The sequence below is a fragment of the Aliikangiella litoralis genome (genome assembly GCF_052495765.1).
Genome location: NZ_CP199292.1, coordinates 3,617,775 through 3,638,957 on the forward strand (window position 1 = coordinate 3,617,775; position 21,183 = coordinate 3,638,957).

General features: G+C 35.8%; 19 protein-coding genes. 13 read left to right on the forward strand and 6 right to left on the reverse strand.

The features are described 5' to 3' along the window. Nucleotides 1-54: 54 nt before the first annotated feature. The 4 genes from ACT5E3_RS14975 to ACT5E3_RS14990 all read right to left on the reverse strand — a co-directional run bounded on the left by ACT5E3_RS14975 (nt 55) and on the right by ACT5E3_RS14990 (nt 4,926). The gene (locus ACT5E3_RS14975) at nt 55-1,275 is read right to left on the reverse strand and encodes a hypothetical protein (protein ID WP_444994349.1); all 1,221 of its coding nucleotides are present in this window, start codon (nt 1,273-1,275) and stop codon (nt 55-57) included. Nucleotides 1,276-1,945: 670 nt separating this feature from the next. Beyond that, nucleotides 1,946-2,608: an SGNH/GDSL hydrolase family protein gene (locus ACT5E3_RS14980; RefSeq protein ID WP_444994350.1), complete on the reverse strand. Its 663-nt coding sequence runs from the start codon at nt 2,606-2,608 to the stop codon at nt 1,946-1,948. Between the two features lie 59 nt (nt 2,609-2,667). Continuing rightward, a complete protein-coding gene (locus ACT5E3_RS14985) occupies nt 2,668-3,423 on the reverse strand; it encodes an NUDIX domain-containing protein (protein ID WP_444994351.1) in 756 nt (251 codons plus the stop codon). Between the two features lie 69 nt (nt 3,424-3,492). Continuing rightward, nucleotides 3,493-4,926, reverse strand: a complete 1,434-nt coding sequence (locus ACT5E3_RS14990; protein ID WP_444994352.1) for an aminotransferase-like domain-containing protein — start codon at nt 4,924-4,926, stop codon at nt 3,493-3,495. A gap of 213 nt (nt 4,927-5,139) precedes the next feature. On the opposite strand from ACT5E3_RS14990, the gene phhA reads away from it, so the two are divergent. The 12 genes from phhA (at nt 5,140) to argH (ending at nt 18,820) form a co-directional block, all read left to right on the forward strand. Further along, entirely contained in the window at nt 5,140-5,964 is an 825-nt protein-coding gene (gene phhA / locus ACT5E3_RS14995; RefSeq protein WP_444994353.1) for a phenylalanine 4-monooxygenase, read from the forward strand. Nucleotides 5,965-6,013: 49 nt separating this feature from the next. Next, nucleotides 6,014-6,358, forward strand: coding sequence for a 4a-hydroxytetrahydrobiopterin dehydratase (locus ACT5E3_RS15000; RefSeq protein WP_444994354.1), 345 nt, complete (start codon nt 6,014-6,016; stop codon nt 6,356-6,358). A gap of 104 nt (nt 6,359-6,462) precedes the next feature. Next, nucleotides 6,463-7,029 (forward strand): PhnA domain-containing protein, encoded by a 567-nt coding sequence (locus tag ACT5E3_RS15005; protein ID WP_444994355.1) that lies wholly within the window; start codon nt 6,463-6,465, stop codon nt 7,027-7,029. 226 nt (nt 7,030-7,255) lie between these two features. Continuing rightward, nucleotides 7,256-9,553 (forward strand): TonB-dependent receptor, encoded by a 2,298-nt coding sequence (locus tag ACT5E3_RS15010; protein ID WP_444994356.1) that lies wholly within the window; start codon nt 7,256-7,258, stop codon nt 9,551-9,553. 10 nt (nt 9,554-9,563) lie between these two features. After that, a complete protein-coding gene (locus tag ACT5E3_RS15015; RefSeq protein ID WP_444994357.1) occupies nt 9,564-10,823 on the forward strand; it encodes a sialidase family protein in 1,260 nt (419 codons plus the stop codon). Between the two features lie 31 nt (nt 10,824-10,854). Beyond that, the gene (locus tag ACT5E3_RS15020) at nt 10,855-11,370 is read left to right on the forward strand and encodes a TlpA family protein disulfide reductase (protein ID WP_444994358.1); all 516 of its coding nucleotides are present in this window, start codon (nt 10,855-10,857) and stop codon (nt 11,368-11,370) included. Between the two features lie 343 nt (nt 11,371-11,713). After that, nucleotides 11,714-12,712, forward strand: a complete 999-nt coding sequence (locus tag ACT5E3_RS15025) for an N-acetylornithine carbamoyltransferase (protein WP_444994359.1) — start codon at nt 11,714-11,716, stop codon at nt 12,710-12,712. A 53-nt stretch (nt 12,713-12,765) separates the two neighbouring features. Beyond that, nucleotides 12,766-14,037, forward strand: a complete 1,272-nt coding sequence (locus ACT5E3_RS15030; RefSeq protein ID WP_444994360.1) for an argininosuccinate synthase domain-containing protein — start codon at nt 12,766-12,768, stop codon at nt 14,035-14,037. A gap of 1 nt (nt 14,038) precedes the next feature. Then, complete coding sequence (locus tag ACT5E3_RS15035) at nt 14,039-15,160, forward strand: acetylornithine deacetylase (protein WP_444994361.1); 1,122 nt, start codon at nt 14,039-14,041, stop codon at nt 15,158-15,160. A gap of 16 nt (nt 15,161-15,176) precedes the next feature. Next, complete coding sequence (locus ACT5E3_RS15040; RefSeq protein ID WP_444994362.1) at nt 15,177-16,493, forward strand: acetylglutamate kinase; 1,317 nt, start codon at nt 15,177-15,179, stop codon at nt 16,491-16,493. Nucleotides 16,494-16,505: 12 nt separating this feature from the next. Next, a complete protein-coding gene (gene argC / locus ACT5E3_RS15045; RefSeq protein ID WP_444994363.1) occupies nt 16,506-17,477 on the forward strand; it encodes an N-acetyl-gamma-glutamyl-phosphate reductase in 972 nt (323 codons plus the stop codon). A 44-nt stretch (nt 17,478-17,521) separates the two neighbouring features. Beyond that, the gene (gene argH / locus ACT5E3_RS15050; RefSeq protein WP_444994364.1) at nt 17,522-18,820 is read left to right on the forward strand and encodes an argininosuccinate lyase; all 1,299 of its coding nucleotides are present in this window, start codon (nt 17,522-17,524) and stop codon (nt 18,818-18,820) included. A 106-nt stretch (nt 18,821-18,926) separates the two neighbouring features. Here the strand turns inward: argH and ACT5E3_RS15055 are convergent, their stop codons facing one another. Beyond that, the gene (locus ACT5E3_RS15055; RefSeq protein ID WP_444994365.1) at nt 18,927-19,484 is read right to left on the reverse strand and encodes a hypothetical protein; all 558 of its coding nucleotides are present in this window, start codon (nt 19,482-19,484) and stop codon (nt 18,927-18,929) included. Nucleotides 19,485-19,536: 52 nt separating this feature from the next. Beyond that, nucleotides 19,537-20,229, reverse strand: a complete 693-nt coding sequence (locus ACT5E3_RS15060) for a zinc metallopeptidase (protein WP_444994366.1) — start codon at nt 20,227-20,229, stop codon at nt 19,537-19,539. Nucleotides 20,230-20,486: 257 nt separating this feature from the next. Between ACT5E3_RS15060 and ACT5E3_RS15065 the strand changes: the two genes are divergently transcribed. Then, nucleotides 20,487-21,155 (forward strand): MaoC family dehydratase, encoded by a 669-nt coding sequence (locus tag ACT5E3_RS15065; protein WP_444994367.1) that lies wholly within the window; start codon nt 20,487-20,489, stop codon nt 21,153-21,155. Nucleotides 21,156-21,183: the final 28 nt, after the last annotated feature.

Consider the following 21,183-nt stretch of genomic DNA (forward strand, 5'->3'; position numbering starts at 1 on the left):
AATATTCAGCCTAGTTAGAGAATATGTGCCTGTTTAAAGGTTGTTACAATTCAATCAGCTATGCTCAAAATATATTCGATAACATGCAGACCAAATAGGATAAGAAACTTCCATCAAATAGCAAACAAAATCTTTCTTATCTAAACCTGCATACTTAAACATATAGTCAGTTAAGTGTCCATATTTAAAACCATTGCTTTCATTCGCAATCGGTGAGTCTTGATTAATTATTTTTAATTCTGGAAACTCAGGAAACCGATCTTCCCATATATCGTTAAGACTTAAATCCGATTCAGAGATAGGATTCGCAGAATAACAACCAACATTAACGGTACTTCGTATATCCAACTTTCTTTCCATAAAAACCATCATAACTAATCGTTTAGTTGGATTTTTAATAGCAATTCCTGTTGCACTACTTTTGGTATCACTCGTTAAAGGATTATTAATTTCATCAGGGTTATTAAACAAAAACGTTGCATTAAAAGGAGATTCTTTTGAGCTAAGATTATTAAAAACCAAACAAGAATGCTTTTCCGAATAACCAGAAAAACCTTCAACAAGAGCAGGACTCGAGAAATCTTCAACAATGCCTACGGTAAAGTTTTCACAATCTATTTGATCATCAAACTTTAAAAGCTCAGGTTCTTTAAAATCAGGTTCATTAATATGAGAGTAATACTGAAAAAATGGCCTGGCGGTATTTGTTCTGAATACATTATGCTTCGATATAAGCGCCACTTCCTGCAAGTATTTGGAATTTTTAGGGTGTACTTGGAGAATGTGCGCAGAAAATAAAAAATCCGTACTTTCTCCAATCAGATCACTTATTGCTTGATAGTGTCTTTGACGTTTTTGTTCAGTCGATACAGTTGAATAATCGGTTGTATCGTGTGCTGATGTATTTTGTAGTAAACGCTTTAACTCAGAATGAGAGCGGCTATACTTTTGAATATTATTCTGGAAAGTTTCAAGGGCTTTAATACCTTCCTTAATATGCACCGACGAAAGTTGTTTTTTCTTACATTTTTCAATAAATTCAGTTACGCCAGCGACACCTGGTAGCATGCATATAACATCACTTCCATTGTGACTTTTATTAACCGCATTAAGCACTCTTTGACTATTAGAGCGGTTAATACCTAACCATTTTGACATGCCGGAAATAGAGCAAGCAGATTGGGGGAATTCCTTGATCAAATGTCGTATAACATTCTTTAGCTGCTCACCATTTCGATTAAGTACAATTAAATCTTCTTTTTTTAATCCTGACATGTTGTTAATTAATACTCTATATTATGTAGTTCTGGTCCATTTTATGGGACTAATGTATCAGGATTTTAGTTACAGTCAATTATTAAAGTTGATATTTATTATTAAAATATCCCATGATATCTCATTAAGTGTGATTTTTTTTTATAAAAAGCCTAAATGACCGAGCTCAAACTTCAATTATTTTTTCTATAAAAAACAATGTAAAACAGTTGCTTATCTAATTTTTATACCTACTTAAACCTAAATTATTGATCAAAATTATTAGCTGTCAGCATTGCCTACAATAAAGAACGATGATACCTTGAAAAGCAATCCAAGACAAATATCTTAGATACTCTGTGATACACAAAAAGATAAATCAAAAACAACCTTTTAAAAGGTAATAAGGTTACTTTTATATAATAAAAAAACATCTAACATAAAAAAAACAGAATTTAGCAACATTAGTTTTATTAATATAGATTTAATAATAAGGAACAAGAAAGAATAATTATGAATAAAATGAGAGAGTTTGATTAGAGTTTCGTCTGATAATCAAATTTTTACTATCTAGAGAACAAAATATTAGCTTATTTTATAAAAAACAGGCCAGTGTTGGTCAAATAAACTAGTCGAAAAAGTGAGCCTGTATAAGCAAGTATCCTTGTAGCCAATGAGAACTTTGTGCCACTTATGTGGCACTTTTTTTACAAAAATCTTGATGAATCACGGTCATTAAATTAAGCTTTTTAGCTACTTCGTTATAGAGTAATTGATGTCCATTAGAGTTAGGGTGAATTCCATCAGATGATAAAAGCAACTCTTTATCATTTTGCATAAACAAAGAATACGTATCTAAATATTGACAATTAAACTCAATACTTGTTTGTCTTATTAGCTGTTGATATTCGACTAAGTCACGATTATACAACAACTGATTATAACGATTCAGCTTACCATCTATTTTGTCGGAAACAGGTAATGGACTCAACAGCAAAACCTCAATATTTAAAGACACGGCATATTCTATGCACTTAGTTAAATTACGTTTAAAATATTCCACAGGTACTGTGTTTTTTTCTTTTCTGATCACAATATCATTAGCACCATAGAAAAAAACAACCAATGTTTTATCATTTTTAAAGCGTCTTGCACTAACTTCAGTTTTAAAGCGTTGAGCTAACCCATCAGTAGTTTCACCTGCAATACCTAAATTATAAAGAGTTATAGCTTGCAGGTTGGCATCAAGATATTGGCTAATCAATAGAGTCGCTAATCGATTAGCCCAACCACCATGTTTATCATCCTTTTCACCTAAGGTAATACTGTCACCAAAACACAAAATTTTTGTCACTTTAACTAGCACCACTTAATACTTTTAATATTGAATACCTAAATTATAATTATCATAAATCACTGGGTTAAGAATACTTCATAATCATTTTCTGAAGACATATAACCCGGTAACTTTATGCTACTCAGCCCAGTAAAAGCTAAAGCACTTTTTAAAACTTGCTTATTATACTCGCCGATCTTTTCATCGGATAAGTAGTCATCAACAGGAAACCAGCGAGCGTCAGCTATTTCACTTTCTTGTATAACAATTTTTCTAGTTAAAGGTTTCAAACGGCAAATAGCATAAATATTTGATGTTGAAAACTGACCTTGATGATGATGTCTAAACCCAATAAAACTACCAAACTGAGTTTTTACCCCTGTCTCTTCAAAAACTTCTCGCATGACGCCTTCAGAAAAGTGCTCACTCGGGTCGAGCATTCCACCAGGAAATTTCCAGTTGTGTGGATGGGTTTTGATATGATCTTTTTCTCTAATAGATAACACTTCGTTATCATCATTAATCACTATTCCACCAACCCCAATAGTATGTTTAGCATAAGGCGGGATAATTGCTTCTTCTTGCAAGCGTTTAGTCAACATCACAAATGATTCAGAACAGTGATGATTTTCAAACCCTAATGCATAAAGTACCGATAAGAAAATAGATTTTTTATTCGGTATATTAATCCAAACCACTTTTATCTGATTTTTTCTCCATAACTCAAGCGAAACCGTTATAAGTACTTTAAAGTCATCAATATTATTCGGTAAATCTTGAGGAGAAACATAAGTCCCACCATAGCGATTATCGGTTGAATTTAAATGAAACACACTCACCTCTTTTCAATTTTTTATTTGCAACTTAATCTGTCTAATAATCAACCATTTTGATTGGCATACTTAACAGTTAATTTTTTCATTAAGCATTTTTTTAGCAATCAGTCCCAACTGCTGAATACAACTTTCAACTTTAATCTCTGGCTCACAAGCACAATTAAGACGAATACAATGATTAAATTTATCGGACGCACTACATAACTCACCAGGAATAACCGCTATTTTATTTTTAATAGCTTGTTTAAAAAAGTGATAACCATCTAAACCTTGTGGCAACATGACCCATAAAACACAACCACCTTGAGGATGTGAAACTTGAGTGCCATCCGGAAAATAATTCTCAATTAAACGTTGAAATAAATACATTCTCTGCGCCAATGTTGTCGTGAGCTGTCTTAAATAACGGTCATAACGTCCACTATCTAAAAACTCAGCAATCACCATTTGTGCAAAATTTGGCGCACTGATATTAGTGAACGTTTTGAAATAAGAAACTTCTTTAAAAAAAGCACCAGGCGCAATCCAACCAACTCGCAGCCCAGAAGCAATGGTTTTAGATGCTGATGAACAATAAAGTACCAGCCCTTTTTTATCAAAAGCTTTACAGGGTTTTATACGCGAACCATCAAAAGCAAGATCACCGAATAAATCATCTTCAATCAATGGGATCTCTTTATCAGCTAAAAGTTCAACGAGTTTTTGACGATGATTTTCAGGCATATTAGAACCAAGCGGATTACTAAATGTTGGCACAATAGCTACCGCTTTTATATCCCACTGCTCTAGCGCAAGTTGCAACGCCTCAATGCTCATACCATCTACAGGATGACAAGGGATCTCTATCGCACGATAGCCCATTGACTCAATTAACTGAAATAAACCAACAAACCCTGGTGACTCTAAAGCAATAGTATCACCAGGCTTGGCCACCGCTCTTAAACAAACCGATAAGGCTTCCAGACAACCGTTAGTAATAATCACTTCCTCGGCATTAATTCGACAACCCGCTTCACCGAGTCGTTTAGCCAAATTTTCTCTTAATAATTGATTGCCTGTAGAAAAGTGAACTTCAACAACTGCTTTCATATTTTGCTTAATTACTTGGGTCGCAATCTTTTGCAATAATTTAGAGGGACTATAAGCAGCAGCTGGGTAAGATGTCCCTAAATTTAATATATCCTTACCTTCACATTGATGAAAAATATGGCTCGCTCGTTCATGAATTTCAACAGACTTGGGTAACATCGGTAGCAACGGTGTTTCATATTGAATATTATCACCAGCGGGCATACGCACATAAAAACCCGATTTTGGCTTTGCTTCAATAAGCCCAACCATTTCTAACTCTTCTAAAGCGCGCTGTATGGTCGCTATGCTGACTTTTTTTTGGGTTGCCAACAACCTGATTGAAGGCAATTTATCACCAGGACAATAAGCACCCTGCTGAATCAAGCCTCTTAAGTCATCTGCAACTTGTTGATATAACTTAGTTTTCACTACTGTTCGAGTCTCAGATTAAAAATTAATGTCTGTATTTGCATCATTCACCAGTAAAATACAGTACAGATTTTAATAAAATATACCAATACAGTATACAAATAACAAATGTGAACTGTATTTTTTACCATTTTTTTGAATCTGTAATGTATTAAGTAGTTTGTGTATTCTAGCTAAACGATTAATTGATTAAACTTTGGCATGTCTAACAATATGAAATCACAAGCAGCACTAGTAATTCCACAGTCCGAGCCTTATGTGTCAAAAACGCCCGATGAACAAGGTTATATTGACTATACTCACGAAGAAAATGAGACTTGGGAAATCCTTTATACTCGGCAGCTTGAAATTATAAAAAATCGTGCTTGTCCAGAATTTTTAGACGGTTTACAAACCCTTAATATGCCAACAAACAAAATACCTCAACTTCCAGATATCAATAAAAAATTAGCCGCATTAACAGGCTGGAATGTCGAACGAGTACCAGCACTAATAGGTTTTGAGCGTTTTTTTGGGCTACTTGCCGAACGCAAATTTCCTGCCGCAACCTTTATTCGTCGAAGAGAAGATTTAGATTACATCAAAGAGCCAGATATCTTTCACGAACTTTTTGGACACTGTCCGCTGCTCACCAATCAAGATTATGCAGATTTTTCACAACATTATGGCAAACTAGGTCTGTCAGCAACACCAGCCCAAAGAACTATGTTAGCCAGGTTATACTGGTTTACCATTGAGTTTGGTTTAGTTAAATCAGCACAAGGATTAAAAATTTATGGCGGTGGAATCCTCTCTTCTACAGAAGAATCTTGCTATAGTTTAGAAAGTCATTCACCAAACAGACAACCAATGAATATTTTAGATATATTCAGAACCCATTATCGAATTGATGAATTACAAAAGCATTACTTTATTATTGAACGGCTATCTGATCTACAACAAATTATTGAAGTCGATCTCATTAGCCTGATTCAACAAGCTGAAAAAAAAGGCATGAAACCTACAAGTTATCCGCCTAAAGAAACAGCCGCTTGTTAAAATACAACTTTGCTCAATCGTATTATTTTAAAATATTTTCGGAGAAAAAATGTCTCAACTCAACTTACAACAATGTGAAGCTTGTCGTGCAGATGCGCCTCAAGTGAGTGACGAAGAACTAGCAGAATTGATCAAACAAATTCCAGACTGGTCGGTACAAGTAAGAGATAATATTATGCAATTAGAGCGTGAGTTTAAATTCAAAAACTTTAAAACCGCTATTGCATTTACTAATCAAGTAGGAGAAATGGCAGAATCAGAAGGCCATCACCCTGCACTATTAACCGAATGGGGCAAAGTAACTGTTACCTGGTGGTCTCACAGTATTAAAGGCTTGCATCGTAATGATTTTATCTGCGCAGCTAAAACAGATGAAATAGCTCAATCAAGCTAGTATCACACTAAAAAAGCAGAAAAATACCCCTAAAAACTTACTAAGGCTTTCATAATTTTACTGACTATGCATAATAGCGCCTGTCATTAATCTGGAGAGCCTTTATGTCAATCAAAGAAACCTTACTCAGCCGTGCTGATTCTCAATGCGAACTATGCAAAGCAACTGAAAACTTAACGGTCTATGAGGTTCCACCAGTTGATAGTGCTGACAGTGATAAATGCATTCTTGTTTGTAATACCTGTGACAGCGAAATTAACAGCCAAGCATTAACCCCCAATCATTGGCGTTGCCTCAATGAAAGTATGTGGAGCACAGTGCCTGCCGTTCAAATTACAGCATGGCGCTTACTTAAACGCTTATCGAGTGAAAGTTGGGCACAAGATTTGTTCGATATGCTTTATCTTGATGAAACAATGCTCGAATGGGCTGAAGCCGGTGCAGAGCAAGACAATGACGAGCCCACTTTAGATAGTAATGGAGCGGTTTTACAAGCAGGTGATACTGTTACCCTGATAAAAGATTTAGAGGTAAAAGGTGCGAACTTTACCGCCAAACGAGGCACAGCAGTTAGAAATATTTCACTCACTGCTAATCCGGAACATATTGAAGGTCGAGTCAATGGTACACGAATTGTTTTAGTGGCTAAATTTTTGAAAAAATCGAATTAGTTAAATTGTGCAAACATGCTTACTTATGACAATACGCTAGTACCTGCTTACCTGATGCTCGTTCGAAATTAGTTGGTATATTTTTTATCTCACTTAAATTTATTGCTCAATATTGAACACTCTCAATTTAAAATAAACAACTCTCATGCGACACTTTGTCGCATTCATTCCTATATAAAAATTAGAGATAATTAACCTCTTCATTTTATATTAGTTAATCAAAATAATGTTCATTAAAAATAAAATCGCGTTCACTTTATCAACGATTATGTTGAGCGCTTCAACTTTAGCCGAAACATCTCATTTATTACCAAGTGAAACGGAAACATCTTCTGAATACTCTTCAAGCGATGATAGTGCTGAAAAACTGATTATCTGGGGAGAAAACAAACCTGTAGAAAAAACCGATCAATCAAATCCTAATAGTGTGTTAACACCGGAAGATATGATTAGCATTAACGCATCAACCACCGAAGATTTAGTTAACTATGAACCGAGTTTAGTGATCCGCAAGCGATTTATTGGCGACTCTAATGGAACCATGGGAATTCGAGGTTCCAACATGTTTCAAACCTCACGTTCAATGGTCTTTGCTGACGGCATTCCGCTCCACTACTTATTACAAACTCGCTGGTCAGGTGCACCTCGTTGGTCATTAGTATCAGCCGATGAAATCGCTCAAATAGAAATTATTTATGGTCCTTATTCTGCTGAATACGGCGGTAACGCAATGGGTGGCGTAGTAAAAATAGAAACGGCTATTCCAACCGAAAGACGCTTTCATCTTGAAGGTTCTATTTTTTCCCACGATTATGAAGAACTCGGATTTGAAGACTCATTAAATGGTTATAAAGGTTTTTTTTCCTATTCTGACAAGCTAGATGAGCTTACGATTTATACCTCATATAACCGTCTCGAAAACCAAGGACACCCGCAAACATACCGTCTAGCTAAACCTTCGCTCCCCAATGGGACAGAAACAGAAGTACAGGGTGCTATTAGCAGTGTTAACGAATATGGAGAGACGGTATTTTATTATGCAGATAATGGGATTGATGATGTCGCCACCGATAACTATAAAATTAAAATTGGTTATGAAATTGATCAGTGGTTTGCCCTCTTTAATATTGCCTTTGAAAATCGTAGTTCAGTAGCCAATCAAGCAAACAACTACCTTTTAACCAGTCAAGGGACTTCTATTTGGAATGGTTCTGTGACACAAGATGGTATTGCATTTAAAATAAATGAAAGTCACTTTGCTGAAAGAGAGTTAGCCAGAGAAAGTTTATTACTTGGTTTTCGCTTGCAAGGAGAACTTTCAAAAAGTTGGTGGTTAGAAACTGATATTGGAACATTTAATGTATTAAAAGATGAAAGCCTTTCATCACTAGCAAATCTTCGATCACCAGCCTATACGTCTGCAGGAGAAATACGAGAATATGATAATACAGGTTGGTCTACCGCAGAAATCAAACTACAAAATGATCAATTCTTAAGTCAAAAGAATTTAGCTTTTGTTACTGGTGTACGTTACGAAAACTATGAGTTAGAAATTAACAACTATACGTCTAATAATTATCGTCAATCTGAAAAATCAACATTAACAGGTAGAAGCGGAGGAAAAACATCAATAGAAGCCCTTTACTCTCAATTAACCTGGCAATTTAATAAAAACTGGGATGCTATATTGGGAGGACGCTATGAAAACTGGGAAAGCCACGATGGCTTTTATAACGAACAAAACCATATAGAAAGGCAAGAAAGTCGATTTTCTCCTAAATTTTCATTAGCAATGAAAACTCAGAATGATTGGTTAATTCGTTACTCTGCCGCTAAAGCATTTCGATTTCCAATAGTAGAAGAACTCTTTCAAAATGAGCGTCGTACTCAAGGCACTTCATTAGCCAACGCTAATTTAGAACCAGAAAATGGTTTCCATCAAAATTTGATGTTCCGCAAAAATATCGAAAATGGTCATCTCCAAATCAACTATTTTGTAGAAGAAATAGATGATGTCATATTTGCCCAATCCGCTATTATCGATAACCGCTCTATCAACACATTTATTCCCATTGATACTGTTGATACAAAAGGTATGGAATTCAGTTATAACCAATTTGGATTATTTAGCGAGTTGTTAGATGTTCGCTTTAATGTTAGTTATACTGACGCTAAAATTAGTAAAAATACTGCCAACCCTTCGTTAGAAGGAAAACAGTTTGCTAGAATGCCTAAGTGGCGAGCCAATTGGTTAGCAACTTTTCATTTAAGTGAATCATGGAGGCTTGGTGGTGGTATTCGATATGCCAGCAATAGTTATGGAGATCTAGATAATAGAGACTCGGCCAATCAAGTTTTTGGTTCACAAGATAGCTACACATTAGCTAATTTGAAAACGAGTTATTTGTTGAACGAAAACACAACTATTAGTTTAGGTATTGACAATATGACTAACCAAGCAACTTTTGTCCACCATCCTTGGCCACAAAGAACAGCTTATATTGAAGCCTCATTAGATTTATAAGAGTATAAAAATGAATAAAAAATGGTTCGTCAACACCAAACAACAAAGGCACTGTATCAGCAGTCTGACAATACTGTTACTATCAGTTTTTATTCCACATTCTTTTGCTAAAGGAAAAGCCAATAACACGACCGACCAATGTACAAAAGAAGTGATTAGCGTTCATTGTGGTAAAACCCCTTCTTTAGCATTTGATTCAAACAATAATATTTGGGCTGTTTTTGAACAGAACGGCTTTATATATCTCACTTATAGTAAAAATATTAAAGCAAATCAAAAAAGAGAAAAATTTAATCCACCAATAGCGGTTAATTCCAAAGCAGAAAAAATATACACTAATGGAGAAAACCGTCCCAAAATAGCAATGGGTAAAAAGGGAGAGATTTATATTACATGGACCCAAAAAACCGATGGTTTCTATACCGGAAATATCCGTTTCACTCGTTCCTTAGATCAAGGAAAAACTTTCTCCCCCATCACTACTATCAATGATGATGGGCTTCTCACAAGTCATCGTTTTGAAAGCTTGCGAGTATCAGATAATGGTACTATTTTTATTAGTTGGCTTGATAAACGCGACCAAGAAAAAGCGAAAAAAAATGGTAACCAATATACAGGGGCTGCTCTTTATTATAGTTACTCAACCGACCAAGGAAAAAGCTTCCACAGTAATCAAAAAATTGCCGACAATACCTGCGTTTGTTGTCGGTTAGCAATGACACCCACCCGTCAAAACAACATGGCTGTTTTTTGGCGCCACATTTATGAAGGCAATATTCGCGATCACACACTCGCGGTAATTGGAGAAACAGGCGTTATCCTTCAGCCTAATCGAGCCACTTTTGATGAATGGAAAATTAATGCCTGCCCTCACCAGGGCCCTTCACTAGATCAAGCCGACGGCGGTTTATTTGATCTCACCTGGTTTACTGCGAGCGAGCAACGAAAAGGGCTTTATTACGCCAAATATAACCCATTAAATCAATCGGTAAAAAAGCTACTCAACTTATCTAAAAGTGGTAGTGCCGCTCACCCCTTTATTTTAAATATTGGTAACAAATTACATATCGTCTGGAAAGAGTTTGATGGCAAAAATACGCATATTTACCATAAAGAATCAAAAACCAAAGGCGCTAATTGGACATCGACAATCTCAATTGCAAAAACTCGCGGAAAATCCGATCACCCTTATATTTTACAACAAGATAAACAAGCTTGGTTAAGCTGGCATACTGCGAATGAAGGCTTAAACTTACTACCAATCAATTAATCATTAACTCAAAGTTAATAAGAATAATCCAATGAAAAAGCAAATAAAATCGTCGCAAGCGACTCAGTTAATCACACGAGTTCTCGGCATATTAGCGCTATTGGTTAGTCTACATAGTCAGGCTAAACTTCGAGTCTTTGCTGAAAACAGCTTATCTCATATCAAAAAAAGCTATCAATCAGAAGCCTTTATCATGGTGCTCTGGTCAATTGAATGTACGCCATGCAGAGCAGAGTTAGCGCTCTTAAGCAAAATCAAAAAACAATACCCACAATTAAACATTGCTTTAATCGCAACAAATGATATCAACGCAGAAATAGAGCTCAATAAAATACTACAACAATCGGGTTTAGACCAAACCAACAATTGGGCCTTTTCACCAGATCAATATCAAGCGCTCAAATATCAAATCGATCCCGACTGGTATGGAGAAATGCCACGTAGCTACTTTTATAATAGCAATCATCAACGATTAGCCATTAGTGGAAAATTAACTCAAGAGATGATTATTCAGTGGATTAAGCAAAATGTTGCCTCCTCTGAGTAACTTATTCCTAAAAGTTATCAATGTTTTGCTTGCAGCTTTATTTATAAACATGATAAAAATGCGCTATTAGAATCAATTAAGCAAATTAATCATATTTTCTGACATGCAACACTCAGCTAACAAAATGCCTGAAAAACTAACGACTCATGTTAGCTACTTTGCTGTTGCTACTGATTTATCAAATACTATCGTTATCCGCCGTCGCCGCCGTACTTACTGTGCTGGGTGCGTAGGTGTTTAACATGTAAAATAAAAAACACTTTCTAAAAACCCGGCCATACGCCGGGTTTTTTTATGCCTCAATTTTAAGATTTTAATTCAAGTATATTTTAAGGAAGCAAAAATGAAACACTTTATAACCACCGCAGATTGGAGCCAACAAGCATTACAAGAGATGCTTGATTTAGCTAAAAAATTTAAGCAAGGTGAAAAAAGCAATGCTTTAAAAAATAAGTCTGTTGCACTTTTATTTTTTAATCCCAGCTTAAGAACCAGAACTTCATTTGAGTTAGGAACCTGGCAGATGGGAGGACATGCCGTTGTTTTAGAGCCAGGCAAATCTGCATGGCCATTGGATTTTGAATTCGGTTCAACAATGGATGGCATTGCTGAAGAACATGTCATAGAAGCCGCTAGAGTTCTCTCCAGATTTTGTGACTTAATTTGTATTCGAGCATTTCCTAAATTTGAAAACTGGCAAGAAGATAGACAAGATAAAGTGATAAAAACATTTGCTAAATACGCCAGCGTCCCTGTCATCAATATGGAAACCATTACGCATCCGTGCCAAGAACTCGCTCATATGCAAACTATTCAAGAACAACTTGGTGTAGCAAAGAACAAAAAATATTTATTAACCTGGACATATCACCCCAAACCACTTAATACAGCCGTAGCCAATTCATCACTACTCATTTCAACCAAATTTGGTATGGATGTCACATTACTCTGTCCTAATGAAAATTACTTATTAGATCAGCGCTATATGCAACTAGCGAAAGAAAACGCAGAAGAAAATGGGGGTAGTTTTCAAGTGACTCATAATATTGAAGAAGCTTATGAGGGTGCAGAAATTGTATATGCTAAAAGCTGGGGAGCACTCCCCTATTTTGGTAATTGGGAACCAGAAAAACAAATAAGAGATCAATATAAACACTTCATAGTCAATGAAGAAAAAATGGCAATGACTAATAATGCAAAATTTTCACATTGTTTGCCACTGAGAAGAAATATTAAAGCTACCGACGCAGTTATGGATGCAGATTACTGTATAGCAATTGATGAGGCCGAAAACAGGCTTCATGCACAAAAAGCCATGATGGAACATTTAATTAAGCAATAAATCACCCAATATCATTATCAATTATTTTTTAATATTTATGTTAGGAAAAAGAAATGAATCAAACTAGCCATAACTCATCATCGAATGAAGTGACAGAAAATCATCAAGACAATAATGTCGTACTCGCATTTTCCGGCGGATTGGACACCAGCTTTTGTGTTCCTTATTTAATTGAAAAAGGTTATAAAGTTACCACTATATTTGTCGACTCAGGCGGTGTTAATACGCAAGAAAAACAACAAATAAAAGAAAGAGCACTAAGCTTAGGTGCAATCGAACATAGAGAAGTCAGTATAGCGGATAAGCTTTGGAAAAAAGTCATTGTACCACTCATTTATAGTGGTCACTGGTATCAAAATCAATACCCATTATTATGTTCTGATAGATATTTAATCGTCGAAGCTTGTTTAAAACTATGTGATGAACTCAATACCAAAAACTTTGCACATGGTTGTACAGGGATGGGAAATGATCAGGTTCGATTTGATTTAGCCGTTCATTGCTTAGGCGAATATAATATTTTGTCTCCAATTAGGGAAATCCAAAAATCAACATCACACGTTAGAGATTATGAAAAACAATACCTGCTTGATAAAGGCTTTTCCGTGTCTGATAAAGTCACAAGCTACTCTATTAATGAAAATATACTTGGAACAACGATTTCAGGCTCTGAAATTGATGAGTGGCAACAGCCCGATGAAAAAAGTTATGTACTAACACCTTCACCGCTAGATAACTCAAAAACTGCATCTCCAGTAAAAATAAAAATGGAATTTAAACATGGGCAATTAGTCGCTATGAATGATAAAACGCTCTCCGAGTCATACACTGGTGAACACGTTATGCAATATTTAAATCAACTGGTTGGTAGTTATTCTGTTGGTAGAGGTATCTATACTGGCGATACAACCATTGGCTTAAAGGGAAGAATTGTATTTGAAGCACCAGCGATACATGCACTAACCATTGCACATACAGCATTAGAACAAGCAGTATTATCGAAAGCACAAAATCGTTTTAAGTCAAGTGTGGCCGAAAAGTGGACGGAGCTAGTGTATGAAGGATTCTTTTACGAACCATTAAAATATGATTTGGAAGCTTTTTTAAAGTCTAGTCAAAAACAAGTAACCGGATCGGTCACTCTAGAGCTAAGTCATGGACAGTTACATGCCGTCGCAATAGAGTCAGAAAATATTTTAAAAGACAAACAATCGGTCTATGCACAATCAGCATCCTGGAGTATTGATGAGGCCTTGGGCTTTATCAAGTTATTTGGCAAATCATCTACACTTGCAGCCAATCAGAAATTAACAGGTAGTTTATAAAATGACGCAATCAACCGTTCAATCAGATAAACGATTACAACATTTGGCAGCACTAGTGAGTTTTGATACTCAAAATCCACCCCGAGCGATTAGCGCAGAGAGTGAAATCTTTTGTTATTTAAAAGAAAATTTACCGGGCTTTGACTTTCAACTGCTGGATGCAGGCGAAGGTAGTCTAAGCTTGTTAGCTCAAAGAGGTAACCCTAGACTACTCTTTAACTTTCATATCGATACTGTACCAATAGCCGAAGGCTGGAAGAGCAACCCATTAGAATTAATCGTTACCCCGCAAACAGCTATTGGCTTAGGGGCATGTGATATTAAAGGAGCGGCGGCTTGTATGCTTTCAGCAGCCTCTCAAACACAGGGCGATCTCGCATTACTCTTCTCTTCTGATGAAGAACATGGCTCTAGTGCCGCAATAAAACAATTTTTAACGACAGAGCACGGTTTTACAGAGGTTATTGTTGCAGAACCAACTCATGCAAAGGCTATTTTAGCTCATAGAGGAATTCAATCGGCCAAGGTTGTTTTTTCAGGTATTTCTGGACATGCATCTGAAGCAAGAGCCATGCAAGATAGTGCTATACACAAAGCCACTCAATGGTGTGCACATGCACTTGACTGGGTGAAAGAACAAGATGAGCAGTTTGATAGTTTGCAAGGTTTACCCTTTAACATAGGTACCATCAGTGGTGGTATTAAAGCCAATATGATTGCTTCAAATTGTGAAATAGCTTTAGGTTTTAGACCATTGCCGGGTCAGGATTCAGCTGTTTTACTAGAGCAACTCAAACAAGTAGCAATCAGCAAAGCAAAAATAAAAATGGAAGAATGTAAAGTTCTTTCCGGCTTTAAAGGCCCTACCTTACCAGCAGCAAACCAGGATTTTAATCAAGCAATACAAAAAGCCAAACAACTTGCAACGACTCAGCAAATACCAATAGGCAACGCGGTTAACTTCTGGACAGAAGCGAGTTTATTTTCAGAAGCAGGATTAACCGCATTAGTTTATGGGCCCGGCGATATAGCTCAAGCTCATACTGCAAATGAATGGGTTGCTTTAGAGCAGCTCGCCGAAGTTGAGCAAGCTTACATTCAAATGATTGATAAGCCATACTAGTTTATAGGACAATATCATGCAAAATAATCATCCTAAAATTAAAGATACTATTATTCAATTACTCTCAAACTTGGCTAACCCCAAAGAAATTGATCAATATTTAAATCGTTTTGTTAACGCAGGACAATCTCAATTTGCAGTCATAAAAGTTGGCGGAGCAATACTCGACAAAGACTTGGAAAACCTTTGTTCATCTCTGGCTTTTTTAGAACAAATAGGTTTATTTCCAATTGTTGTTCATGGCGCGGGCCCGCAATTAAATATCAATTTAAAAAAAGCAGGTATACAAAGTGAGTTTATCGATGGTCAAAGAGTGACGACAGAAAAAGTATTAACCATCGCAAAAAAAACCTTTATACAACAGAATTTAAAATTAGCCAATAGATTGCAAAATATGGGAGTAAAAACAGCTTCTATTACCAGTGGCGTATTTACAGCTAAAGTAACATCTAATGAACAGCTAGGCTTAGTCGGTGAAGTCAATAGCATAGACTTAGAGCCAATACAATTAGCATTAGATAATGGTGCAATACCAATACTATCATCTTTGGCAGAAACCGATTCGGGCCAGAGCTTAAACATTAATGCCGATGTCGCAACTAACCAGCTTGCCATAGCTCTAAAACCATTTAAAATTATTTTTTTAACAGAAACAGGTGGCTTACTCGATCAAAATAATAAAATCATTTCATCCGTTAACTTAATAACCGATTATAATCACTTGATGAGTCAAGATTGGTTACACGGAGGAATGAAGTTAAAAATAAAACAGGTCGCAGAAATTTTAAGTCAACTACCGGCGACGGCATCAGTATCAATCACAAAACCTTCTCACCTAGCAAAAGAGTTATTTACTCATAAAGGTTCAGGCACATTAATTAGAAAAGGTGAGTCCATAATGCAACATAGTGATATTGAAACAATAAAAACGTCAAAAATAAAAAGCATTTTGGAAAATAGCTTCAAAAAAACTTTAGATGATAATTATTTCGAAACACTCTCATTATATAAAGCTTATACAACATACTGTTATCGAGCCGCAGCGATAGTCACAAAAGAAAGTGGCATTCCCTACTTAGATAAATTTGTTGTTGCAGAAGAAGCAAAAGGAGAAGGCTTAGGTAAAACACTTTGGGCAACCATGACCTCAGACAACCCAAAACTATTTTGGCGCTCCCGCACTGAAAATAAGATTAATAACTTTTATTTTAAACACTCTGACGGCTGTTTTAAAAAAGATAGCTGGACCGTTTTTTGGATAGGTCTAGAAAGTTTTTCTGAAATTAATGCTTGTGTTGATGCGGCACTAGCTAAACCTACAAGTTTAAATTGAGTGAGTCAAACAATGAATAATAATCAATCAACTTATACCTTAGGTATTATCGGTGTACGAGGTTATGTAGGCAAAGAGTTATTAGCTTTGGTTAACCAGCATCCAAAATTAGAGATAGCTTGGGTCAGCTCTAGAAAACTGACAGGTCAGCCACTTAATAATTTAGTCGAAAATTCATCATCTATATTAATAGAGAACTTAAGTCCTGAGCAAGTTGCAGCAAAAAATACTGATATAATTGTATTAGCATTGCCCAATGGATTTGCCAGCCCTTATGTTGATGCTTTAGAAAAAAATAAAAGCACTCAAATTATCATTGATTTATCTGCTGATTATCGTTTTGATAAAAACTGGCTCTACTCGATACCAGAGTTAAATAATATCAAGCAGGGAAACTATCAATTAAATAAACCAATAAAAATAAGTAACCCTGGCTGTTATGCAACCGCAATGCAACTTGCGATAGCACCAATCAAAGATTTACTAAAAGGTTACGCTCATTGTTTTGGTGTTTCTGGCTATAGTGGAGCAGGCACAACTCCAACCCCTAATAATAATCTCGATAATTTAAAACATAACTTAATTGGTTATAAACTAGTTGAACACTTACACGAAAAAGAAGTCAGTGAAAAATTAGATTACCCTATTAGCTTTTCTCCACATGTTGCAGAGTTTTTTCGAGGCATCAATATGACAATTCAAATTGAATTTAGCCAACCACAAACTCAAGCATCTATTTTTAATCGATTCAATGACTTTTATGCAATGAATGATTTAGTCATCTGTCAAGAAGCAATACCAACCCTTCAGCAGGTTGTTAAAACACCACATTGCGTCATTGGCGGCTTAACAGTCAGCAAAGATGGTAAACGTGCAACGATTATTAGTTGTATTGATAATTTACTAAAAGGTGCAGCGAGTCAAGCGATTCAAAACATTAACCTGGCACTAGGTATTGAACCAACCATAGGCTTAACAAGTTAACTCGTTAGTATTGATAAAATTATTTAATTTCTGGAGACAACCTAATGGCAGCCCCTATTTGGCAAAAAAACACACAAGAAACAATCGATCAAACGATTATGGATTTTATGGCTGGAGAAGATATTATACTCGACCAAGAGTTGATTCATTTTGATATTCAAGCGAGTAAAGCGCATGTTAATGGTCTGAGTTCTATTAAAATCCTCGATACCGATGAAACTCAGCAGCTTCTCAAACAACTCAATACATTACAACAAGAAATTGAAGAAGGCACTTTTATACTTTCTAATCAATTTGAAGACGGTCATTCTGCTATTGAATTTTACCTGGTTGAAAAGCTCGGTGAACTCGGCAAAAAAGTACATACTGGACGTTCCAGAAATGATCAAGTACTAGTGGCAACCAGATTATATTTAAAACATGCTTTATCTCAAGCTATCGAGCATGTTAAAGCATCAGTGGAAGCGTGTTTATTTCAAGCAGAAAAAACTGAATCAGTACCAATGCCCGGTTACACTCATATGCAAAGAGCCGTTCCATCATCTGCAGGAATGTGGTTTGCAGGATTCGCTGAAGCAATGATTGATAACTTGTTCAGTTTAAATTCAACCTTAAAGCTCATCGATTCAAATCCACTCGGAACAGCAGCTGGTTATGGCGTTAATTTGCCATTAAATAGAGAGTTAACCACTCAAGAGTTAGCTTTCTCTCGAATGCAAATAAACCCTATTTACACCCAAAATAGTCGAGGTAAATATGAGTTAGCGGTTTTGTCGACTTTATCTCAATGTCTTTTAGATATTAGGCGTTATTGCTGGGATGTTTCATTATTTACCACTCAAGAATTTGATCTGGTCAAACTACCCGATGAAATGACAACGGGTAGCTCGATAATGCCCAATAAACGTAACCCCGATCTCATTGAATTAATGCGGGCTAGTTATGCAACAGTACAAGCAGCGGTTATAGAGCTACAATCTATTTTATCATTACCCTCAGGTTATCAAAGAGATCTTCAGTTAACCAAAGGACCACTTTTACGGGCAGTTAATAAAGCTTTGCAAACTTTGCATCTTTTTCCTCGTGTTGTTGCTGGTACTCAGTTTAATCAAGAGAAGTTAATTGAGGCAATTGATACACCAATGTATGCCACTGACTTTGCCGTTGAACTGAGTGCTAAAGGCATTCCATTTCGAGATGCCTATCAGCAGGTTGCTGAACGTTATGATGAGTTAAGTTCTCGTACAGCTCAGCAAAGTATTGAAGAAAGAGTTTCACCGGGAAGCTGCAACTTTCTAATGCTCGATGTATTGAAGAAAAGATATTTATCGATGATAGACTAAGAACAAATAAGCGCCTGTCATTAATATATTATTTAAATGGCAGGTGTTTTTTTAACAATAAAATTTCCCTTTAAATTACTCTCATTACAAATAAAATGATAAATTACTATTTGCTTTCATTTACATCAACCGATGCATTTTTCAATAAGTAGAAGAAGTCTTCTAACTGTGACAATTTAAGTTCTAAATCCAAATTAATTTTTTCATCTGTAGGCGGTTGCTTTTTTAAATAATAATAAACCGTCCAGTGGTATTTTTTGGGTTTGCCATACTTCAAAAACTCCCTCTGGTATTTTTTAAATTCGCTTATTGACGCGTCACTTAATTTGAACTCAAATTGGTTTCTAATGATACTTTTAGAAAACCAATTAGTTTTTTCTTTGAAGCTTTTTTTACTTAAAAGAATGAGTTCAAAATAATAGGCCTGCTCTCCTTCTCCATTAAATCTGAACTTGAGCACTAATTTGACATTGCGTGTTTGTAATTCTGCGGGGCTATTGAGTGTTATTCTAGCTCGTACTTCAGAAGCTTTAATGTGTGTTAAGCCTGTTTCATTAATTGAAGCTAATTTCATCATTGAACTTAAGGGAACTGAACCACAAGAAAATAAACAAAATAGTAATAATGTTAAAATAATTAACCTGAACAAACTTTTTATCATCATCAGTGGCTTTGTCCTATTAAACTTTGCAGTATATTGCGCAAGTTGATACGCCTTAACGCAACATTTTTAATAATGCCAGCCAGCGCCACAACTTAAGAATATCGGCTAATGCTGCTGCAACATAAGTGAGCGCACAAGCTTTAAGTATTTGACGTATAGCAGGTAAATATTGTTTAGGAATATAATTTCCTTTATCGAGAATAGGTAAAGCTTTATTAAAACTAGCATCCCACTCTTCTGGTAAAATAGCCGCATAAATAAACACTGACGATAACATGGTTAATACACCAATAATTGCCATTAGGCCAACAGCATGTGGAATTCGAATAACAGCCCCAATAAGTGGTAAAGCCATTAAGCAATAGACCCCCATTTTTTGTAGTTTATGGGCGCTCCCTAAATATCGCTTTCTAAGCAAGCTAACCGGCTCGTTACGGTTAAACTGTATAGCATGGCCTACCTCATGTGCAGCAACAGCCACAGATGTTAATGATTTACCAGAAAAATACTGTGGACTTAACCTGACTTTATTACTTTCCGGATCATAGTGGTCATTACCATCTTGCGTTTGCTCAATTAAAACAGACTCTAGTTGATAACTATCTAATAAGTGCCGAGCTAACTCGCCTCCTGTACCAGGCATTTTTGAAAGCGGTTTATTATACTTAGCCAAAATATATTTCACCCACAGTTGCGGACCAAATATTAGCAACAATACTAAAATAACAATAACGGCAATTAACATCTGTTTCCTGTCATTAATTAGAAATATTCAAACTCTACTATAAATACCAAGCTTAGTATAAACTATTTTAATTAAGTTTTTATATAAAAATCATATACTTAAAAGTACATCAACAGCATTATAGAGTTACTTGGTACTACCCTATTAAATTAATGTATAATAGTACGTAGCACAGTATCAGAAATGTAAGTTCTAAACATGTTCTACCAACGTAATGGATGGCTAGTAGTAGAAAAATCATTAATGGAGCAATGAAAATGAATGTAGTTGAGTTCATTAAAGAAAAGAAACAACGATTTCAACAAAATAACGCTGAATTTAGGGCAAGAATAGAGCCTCAATTCAAAAGCCTCTCTGAGTTATTATCTAAAACAATTGCTAATACATTGAATAATCCATGGATGTCTCGTTTTAATCACGAAGACTCATCCGACTCAACTGATCCACTGGTCCTATTACCAAAAGCAGCCGATATGTACCGTAAGCTGGAAAATCAGCTAGGCGAAGAAACTTTTGTTGGTGAGTGGTTTTTAGTCGATCAAAACTGTATTAACCAATTTGCTAATGTCACAGGCGATCAACAATGGATACACACCGATCCAGAACGAGCAGCTCAAGAATCTCCATTTAAAACAACCATTGCCCATGGTTTTTTAACGCTTGCCCTTCTTCCAATGTTAACAGACTCTGTAGATGATAAAAATAACCCTTACCCAGAAGCAAAAATGGCGGTTAATTATGGGCTTAATCAAGTTCGTTTTCCTTTTCCCGTCAAATCAGGCTCTCGCGTTAGAGCAAGAAGTAAGCTCGTTGGTTTAACGCCAATGAGAAAAAGTATTGAATTAATTCATGAAGTGAGTATCGAAGTTGAAAATAGCAAAAGGTTAGCTTGTGTTGCGGAAACTGTTTTAAGACTTTATTTTTAAAACGCCATAAAGTTAAGTTGCAAAGTAC

Coding starts and splice junctions, on each gene's coding strand:
- ACT5E3_RS14975 (WP_444994349.1), bottom strand. CDS start 1,275: ATGTCAGGATTAAAAAAAGAAGATTTAATTGTACTTAATCGAAATGGT.
- phhA (WP_444994353.1), top strand. CDS start 5,140: ATGAAATCACAAGCAGCACTAGTAATTCCACAGTCCGAGCCTTATGTG.
- ACT5E3_RS15000 (WP_444994354.1), top strand. CDS start 6,014: ATGTCTCAACTCAACTTACAACAATGTGAAGCTTGTCGTGCAGATGCG.
- ACT5E3_RS15005 (WP_444994355.1), top strand. CDS start 6,463: ATGTCAATCAAAGAAACCTTACTCAGCCGTGCTGATTCTCAATGCGAA.
- ACT5E3_RS15010 (WP_444994356.1), top strand. CDS start 7,256: ATGTTCATTAAAAATAAAATCGCGTTCACTTTATCAACGATTATGTTG.
- ACT5E3_RS15015 (WP_444994357.1), top strand. CDS start 9,564: ATGAATAAAAAATGGTTCGTCAACACCAAACAACAAAGGCACTGTATC.
- ACT5E3_RS15020 (WP_444994358.1), top strand. CDS start 10,855: ATGAAAAAGCAAATAAAATCGTCGCAAGCGACTCAGTTAATCACACGA.
- ACT5E3_RS15025 (WP_444994359.1), top strand. CDS start 11,714: ATGAAACACTTTATAACCACCGCAGATTGGAGCCAACAAGCATTACAA.
- ACT5E3_RS15030 (WP_444994360.1), top strand. CDS start 12,766: ATGAATCAAACTAGCCATAACTCATCATCGAATGAAGTGACAGAAAAT.
- ACT5E3_RS15035 (WP_444994361.1), top strand. CDS start 14,039: ATGACGCAATCAACCGTTCAATCAGATAAACGATTACAACATTTGGCA.
- ACT5E3_RS15040 (WP_444994362.1), top strand. CDS start 15,177: ATGCAAAATAATCATCCTAAAATTAAAGATACTATTATTCAATTACTC.
- argC (WP_444994363.1), top strand. CDS start 16,506: ATGAATAATAATCAATCAACTTATACCTTAGGTATTATCGGTGTACGA.
- argH (WP_444994364.1), top strand. CDS start 17,522: ATGGCAGCCCCTATTTGGCAAAAAAACACACAAGAAACAATCGATCAA.
- ACT5E3_RS15055 (WP_444994365.1), bottom strand. CDS start 19,484: ATGATGATAAAAAGTTTGTTCAGGTTAATTATTTTAACATTATTACTA.
- ACT5E3_RS15060 (WP_444994366.1), bottom strand. CDS start 20,229: ATGTTAATTGCCGTTATTGTTATTTTAGTATTGTTGCTAATATTTGGT.
- ACT5E3_RS15065 (WP_444994367.1), top strand. CDS start 20,487: ATGAATGTAGTTGAGTTCATTAAAGAAAAGAAACAACGATTTCAACAA.